6 protein-coding genes and 1 tRNA gene are annotated in these 6,000 nt (G+C 59.5%); 2 read left to right on the top strand and 5 right to left on the bottom strand.

Annotation, left to right across the window (positions count from 1 at the left end; translation table 11 throughout):
- Window positions 1–74 precede the first annotated feature (74 nt).
- The 5 genes from RBB29_RS05080 to RBB29_RS05060 all read right to left on the bottom strand — a co-directional run bounded on the left by RBB29_RS05080 (window position 75) and on the right by RBB29_RS05060 (window position 2,931).
- The gene (locus tag RBB29_RS05080; RefSeq protein ID WP_306113088.1) at window positions 75–389 is read right to left on the bottom strand and encodes a hypothetical protein; all 315 of its coding nucleotides are present in this window, start codon (window positions 387–389) and stop codon (window positions 75–77) included.
- Complete coding sequence (locus tag RBB29_RS05075; RefSeq protein ID WP_306113087.1) at window positions 382–1,284, bottom strand: ATP-dependent endonuclease; 903 nt, start codon at window positions 1,282–1,284, stop codon at window positions 382–384. Before RBB29_RS05075 ends, RBB29_RS05080 begins: the two co-directional genes overlap by 8 nt.
- A 222-nt stretch (window positions 1,285–1,506) precedes the next feature.
- The gene (locus RBB29_RS05070) at window positions 1,507–1,908 is read right to left on the bottom strand and encodes a hypothetical protein (protein ID WP_306113086.1); all 402 of its coding nucleotides are present in this window, start codon (window positions 1,906–1,908) and stop codon (window positions 1,507–1,509) included.
- Window positions 1,909–2,254: 346 nt separating this feature from the next.
- Window positions 2,255–2,329 (bottom strand) — tRNA-Gln (locus RBB29_RS05065).
- A gap of 107 nt (window positions 2,330–2,436) precedes the next feature.
- A complete protein-coding gene (locus tag RBB29_RS05060; RefSeq protein WP_306113097.1) occupies window positions 2,437–2,931 on the bottom strand; it encodes an SH3 domain-containing protein in 495 nt (164 codons plus the stop codon).
- A gap of 113 nt (window positions 2,932–3,044) precedes the next feature.
- Between RBB29_RS05060 and RBB29_RS05055 the strand changes: the two genes are divergently transcribed.
- Entirely contained in the window at window positions 3,045–4,031 is a 987-nt protein-coding gene (locus RBB29_RS05055) for a D-glycerate dehydrogenase (RefSeq protein WP_306113085.1), read from the top strand.
- A 109-nt stretch (window positions 4,032–4,140) separates the two neighbouring features.
- Entirely contained in the window at window positions 4,141–5,922 is a 1,782-nt protein-coding gene (gene ggt, locus RBB29_RS05050; protein ID WP_306113084.1) for a gamma-glutamyltransferase, read from the top strand.
- Window positions 5,923–6,000 lie beyond the last annotated feature (78 nt).

Genomic DNA, 6,000 nt, shown 5'->3' with positions numbered 1-6,000 from the left:
AATCTCGACTTCATTTGTCCGTCCTTTTGTTGGGCGGACTCTACACAAAAATGGAGGAGATTCAGGGGCTCAGGTCACGTATAGGCCCAAACCGTCGGGTCCGGCGGAAGGTCGAGCACCTTGTTATATGCAGCGGCGATCTGGCAGATCAGCGCGTCTATGGTTCTGATCTCAACCGCGTTGCGAGAGACGCCCCGTGTTCTTTCTCCGAATACGTCGCAAGCCGCATTGGTATGAGTAAGAATCAACATCCGGCCGTTGCCAAGCGTCGGTGCGATGTCATGGGCATATTCGGCGCCCTGATAGGTCTTGCCACAACCCGCAGGTGCCTCAATCACGACCAGGGGTTCATCGCTCCGCAGCAAATCGAATACGGACTGATCAGGCATTCGCAAGGTCATGGGCAACGGTGAGCCCGACAGTCGCCAATATGGCTGCAATCAAGGGAAGCAGGCGCTCCGAAAGGCCGTTCCATCCACCAAGCGCTATCGCCTTTTGGGCAAGTTCAGCACCGCCAGCTTCAGACTTGAACCAGCTGGACGAATGGCTCTTCCAGGCTTTTTTCTCTCCTTCGGGCGCGTCGTCCGAACGCCCGCTTGCGGCCTCGATAACAAGCTGCTTCAAGGGTTTTCCGGTACTGGCCAGAGCTGCAATAATGCTGTCCAGCGTCCTTTCTTCGGCTCCGCAGCGAACTTTCAGGTGTTGTAGACGGGTGCCAGTCTTATCTTCCCCTACGGCGCCGATCAACGCGGGGATTTGATCTTCAGGAATGGCAGAGATGACCGCTTCTTCAGTACAACCTTCCTCCCATTGAAGAAGTAAATCACCCATCTTCTCTTTTAACTCTGCCCAGCTATCGGTTTTGACACCTTCATTGTCGGCCAAGCCTGCAAATTTGAGTCTTGCCTCTTCAAGAGCTTTGAGCAGCTTTCTCGTGTGGTCGTTGCCTTGGCCGTTGCAGACGCGAATTCCGTGATCGAGGGGGGCGCACCCTAGTGCCAATTCGAGAAGGTGATTGAGAAAACCCACTTCTGTGACGCCCTCTGCGATAACTGCAACGCGCGACAAGAACGTCTCGGGATCGTTCTTTTGTTGTTTGCCAACTAGCTCGGACGGCAGTGTGCCCAAGCGGCCGGAGCTATCCATGTACCACAGGTGCGCTTCTGGCGCGGAAGCTATTGCTATTGGGCTATGCGTCGTGACGAATTTCTGGCCGTCTTGCTCGGAAAGATCGGCGAGAAACTGTCTTAGCCGGTATGGCTCTAGCCCACGTTCGATTTCCATCCACGGTGATGAAAGAGGGCGCAGTGCTATTGGCCGCCCCGATTTCAAGGCTGGCTAAACGCCTGGGTCCGGCTCCCCAACTCGAAAGCGGAAGTTGCGTGTCCGCGCTCTTTTCAGCCAGCAAACCGACAAGTGCGCCAATCGAGATGCCCTTAGAGCTCGTCAATCCAATCGACACGCCGCCGGGAAGGGCTTTTTCTACGAACTTGGCATCAAGTGCCGTCAGTGCCTCCTTTGCCTCTTCCGATAGTTTGCTGTGAACCGGACTCTGTAGACTTCGTTGTTTTCGCCGTTCTCTTCGTTATTATCTGGAACAACGGCTTCCTTTCCATCCCAATGCCAAGGGTAGGCCATGTTCGACTGGGTGTTGATATCGATCTCGTTGCCCAGGCGAACTACAGCTTCGATAACGAAACTGGTTGCGGTGTCCCGCATCCAGTAATCTGTCTCGGAAACGTTAAATGAAGTCGATGGCGAGAATAGAAGATCTACGGCCTCTAACACTGTTGTCTTTCCAGTGTCGCCGCCACCCAAAATGAAATTCATCCCTTCGGAAGGGAGCCACTCAAGCTCTTGAATACCTCTGAATTTGCTAATCGTCAGTTTGAGAATTCTCGATGACATGCTACTGGCGCTCTCTCAGTACAATTTGTGGATGAGAATGCATTCAGCGAACGAATGGCACAACCGAAAGCTGAAACTATGGAATGTGAAGGTCGGCTATCGCGTCGCGAGCACCGAAACGTCGCTTCTGCAGCGAAGGTCGGCAAACCGCCCCAGGTGCCGATTTCCAAACCGCAGGGCCGCATGTGCTGCGGTGGTTTTTGGAAACGATCAAATCAGCCAACTAGCCTGAGAAGCCACTATCCGTTGCGCTGAATTCGCTGAAAGTTGCGTTCTTGGCCGACAAAAGTTGGCTTTCTAGCTGGACAAGTCGCGATTCACACCGGACGACACATCTGAAAGTGTTTGGCTGGGGTGGTAGGATTCGAACCTACGATACACGGTACCAAAAACCGCTGCCTTACCACTTGGCTACACCCCAACGGTGACGCGCTAATTACTCTGGACCTTGGCGCGGTTCAAGAGCGGAAAGGAAAAAAATGACGTTATTGGGGGCGTTGGTCGGAGGCCGGGTTAGACGGCGGTTTGTCAGTCCACGATTTCGTCCTGTTCGACACCCCAGATACGCGCCTTTGGCGCCCAGCCTTTGTACCCCGCGGCAGAGAGGCGGCACCAGGTGGCGTCACATTCGATCACGCGGGCGATGACCCCCAGTTCCAGCCTTGCGACGATCATGGATTTTTCTGCGGGCTGGGACAAAAGCTCCATCATGTCATGTTCGACAATCGCAGTGCGGGCACCGGATAGCAGCGAATAGTGGATCCAGCCGCCGACGCCGTCGCGGTCGCGTACCCGCCGCCAATGGCCATGTTCGGCGGTGATCTCAAGCGGGACATCCTTGCGGGTGAATACCCAGTCGATCCGGTGGGTCAGGCTGGGTCCGCGGCGCACGTTGCCTTCGCTGGCCTTGAGGGACACATAGCGTGGCAGGGGCAGGTTGGTGACGGGGCCACGATCCTGGGCTGTCGCGATTCCACTCGCCAAAAACACTGCGACCACAGCCCCTAAAACAACCGATTTCATCGCCTGCACCTGAATTCTGCTCAAACTATTTCGCCGGGGTTCTTGTGCCTCGACCTTTCCTGCGCCACTCTGTCATCAACGCGCCGAGATTGCAAAGGACAAGGAGAGGCCGGATGCCATCTGCACGCCTGAGTGTTGTCATAACGCGACGCCTGCCGGAGCCCGTGGAAAAGCGTTTGGGTGAGCTTTTCGACGTGACGGTAAACACCACCGACGAACCGATGAGCCGTTCGGATCTGGCTCAGGCGGTCAAGACCGCAGACGTCCTTGTGCCCACGTTGAACGACCGCATTGATGCCGGGTTGATTGCCCAGGCCGGGGATCAGCTGAAGCTGATCGCGAATTATGGTGCCGGGGTCGATCATATTGACGTCCACACCGCCCGGCAGCATGGCATTCTGGTGTCGAACACGCCCGGTGTGTCGGCGGATGATACGGCGGATATTACCGTGGGGCTGATACTGGCGGTGACGCGGCGGATGCCCGAAGGATTGGCCGTGATGCAGGCCGGCAATTGGGACGGCTGGGCGCCGACGGCGCTTCTGGGCGGTCGGATCTCGGGCCGTCGCCTGGGCATTCTGGGGATGGGGCGGATCGGGCAGGCGGTTGCCCGGCGCGCCGCTGCGTTCGGGATGCAGATTCATTATCACAACCGCCGACGGCTGCGCAGCGAGACCGAAGAAGAGCTTGGCGCGACCTATTGGGAAAGCCTTGACCAGATGGTGGCGCGCATGGATGTTTTGAGCGTCAACTGTCCGCATACGCCCGCCACCTTCCATTTGATGAACGCACGGCGGTTGAAGCTGATGAAACCCGATGCGGTGATCGTCAATACGTCACGCGGTGAGGTGATTGACGAAAATGCGCTGACCCGGGCGTTGCGCGCGGGCGAGTTGGCCGGAGCCGGGCTTGATGTCTATGAGAACGGCTCGGACGTGAACCCGCGCCTTCGGGCGTTGAACAACGTTGTCCTTCTGCCGCACATGGCCTCGGCCACCCAGGAGGGCCGGATCGAGATGGGCGAGAAGGTGATCCTCAACATCAAGACTTTTGACGACGGCCATCGCCCCCCCGATCAAGTTGTGCCGGCGATGCTGTGAATTGACGCCGCTCAGGGGCAATCGCCCCTTTCAGACGGTCCTGACCGCCTTCAAGGGGCGATGGGGGCTCCGTGGCCAGGGTTCGCGCAAGAAAAGAGAGGTATCCACCATGTTCCGCAGCTTGTGTCTGATCAGTCTCTTCGCCATGTCATCGCCGCTTGGGGCGCAGCAGGCCACTGATGCCATCGCTCCCGAGGCGGCAGGCGCCGGGCAGGTCGTCACGTCGGTCGAGGCGCAAGCGGCGCTGAAAGCCAAAGCTGCGGGCCAACCGGTCGAAGCGAAAGAGTGGATGGTGAGTGCCGCCAATCCACTGGCGGTGGAGGCCGGTGCCAGGGTGCTGCGGGCGGGCGGAAGTGCGGCCGATGCGATGGTGGCCGTGCAGGTGGTCCTCGGGCTCGTCGAGCCGCAGAGTTCGGGTCTGGGCGGTGGTGCTTTCCTGGTCTGGTATGACGGCGAAACCGGTGAGCTGACCACGCTTGACGGGCGTGAGACCGCGCCGCTGGCCGCAACGCCGCGCCTGTTTCAGGACGCCAGCGGCGCGCCGCTCGGGTTTTTCGATGCGGTTGTGGGCGGGCGATCTGTCGGCACCCCTGGCACCCCGGCACTTCTCCATGCGGCGCACACCCGGTGGGGCCGATCGGACTGGGCCGGTCTTTTCGATGACGGCATCAAGCTGGCGCATGAGGGGTTTGCGGTCAGCCCGCGCATGGCGGCCATGGTCGCGGGCGATGCCGAAAGACTGGCGCGCCATGACACGACCGCCGCCTATTTCCTTCCGGATGGTGATCCGGTGCCGGAAGGGCGGATCCTGACCAACCCGGCCTATGCCGATACACTGACCCGCCTTGCGACCGAAGGGCCGTCGGCATTCTATACCGGCGACATCGCCGCCCATATCGTCGCCACCGTGCAGGGGGTGGCGGACAATCCAGGTGTGCTGTCGGAGGTCGACCTGGCGATTTATACCGTCAAGGAACGTGAGCCGGTTTGCGCGCGTTACCGGGATTTTCAAATTTGCGGCATGGGGCCGCCGTCCTCCGGTGCGCTTACCGTTGGGCAGATATTCGGGCTGCTGGAAGGGTTCGAGGTGGCCACACTCGGACCCGAGGCACCCGAGGCATGGCGCCTCATCGGGGATGCAAGCCGTTTGGCTTTTGCCGACCGGGGACGGTACATGGCCGATAGCGATTTTGTCCCGGTCCCGGTCCCGGGCCTTGTAGACCCCGGTTACCTCGCTCGCCGGGCCGAGTTGCTCAAAGGTGATGATGCCCTGCCCGAAGTCGCGCCCGGGACACCCGAGTTCGATCACGGTCTGCTCTGGGCTGATGACGAGGCGATCGAGCTGCCATCAACCTCGCATATCTCGATCGTCGACCAGTATGGCAATGCGCTCTCGATGACGACGACGATTGAAAACGCTTTCGGCTCCCGCGTCATGGTCCGGGGGTTTCTGCTCAACAATGAACTCACGGATTTCTCGTTCCGCAGTCACCGCGATGGCGTGCCGATTGCAAACCGCGTCGAGCCGGGCAAGCGGCCAAGGTCGTCCATGGCGCCGACAATCGTGATGCAGGACGGCAAACCGGTTCTGGTGATCGGCAGCCCCGGTGGCAGCCGGATCATCGGCTATGTCGCCAAGACGATCATCGCGCATCTGGATTGGGGGATGGACGTGCAGGCGGCCATTGCCCTGCCGCATCTTGTGAACAGGTTTGGCACCTATGATCTTGAAATCGCTACCGACGCGCTGGATTTCGCGGCGCCCCTCAAAGAGATGGGGTTCGAGGTCGAGGGTCGCCCCCTGACATCCGGGCTGCATGCGATTTCGATTGGTGAGACCTTGCGGGGCGGCGCCGATCCACGCCGCGAGGGGATCGCATTGGGAGAGTGACGGTGCATGGAGCCAGTTCGACGGCAGGACCCAAAGGCCCGGGGATGTAGGTGGATTGCGCGAAGGGTTCGAACACGG

The organism is Roseovarius sp. MMSF_3359, assembly GCF_030733385.1.
Classification (GTDB): Bacteria; Pseudomonadota; Alphaproteobacteria; order Rhodobacterales; family Rhodobacteraceae; genus Roseovarius.
This window is presented reverse-complemented; position numbering and strand designations above follow the sequence as displayed.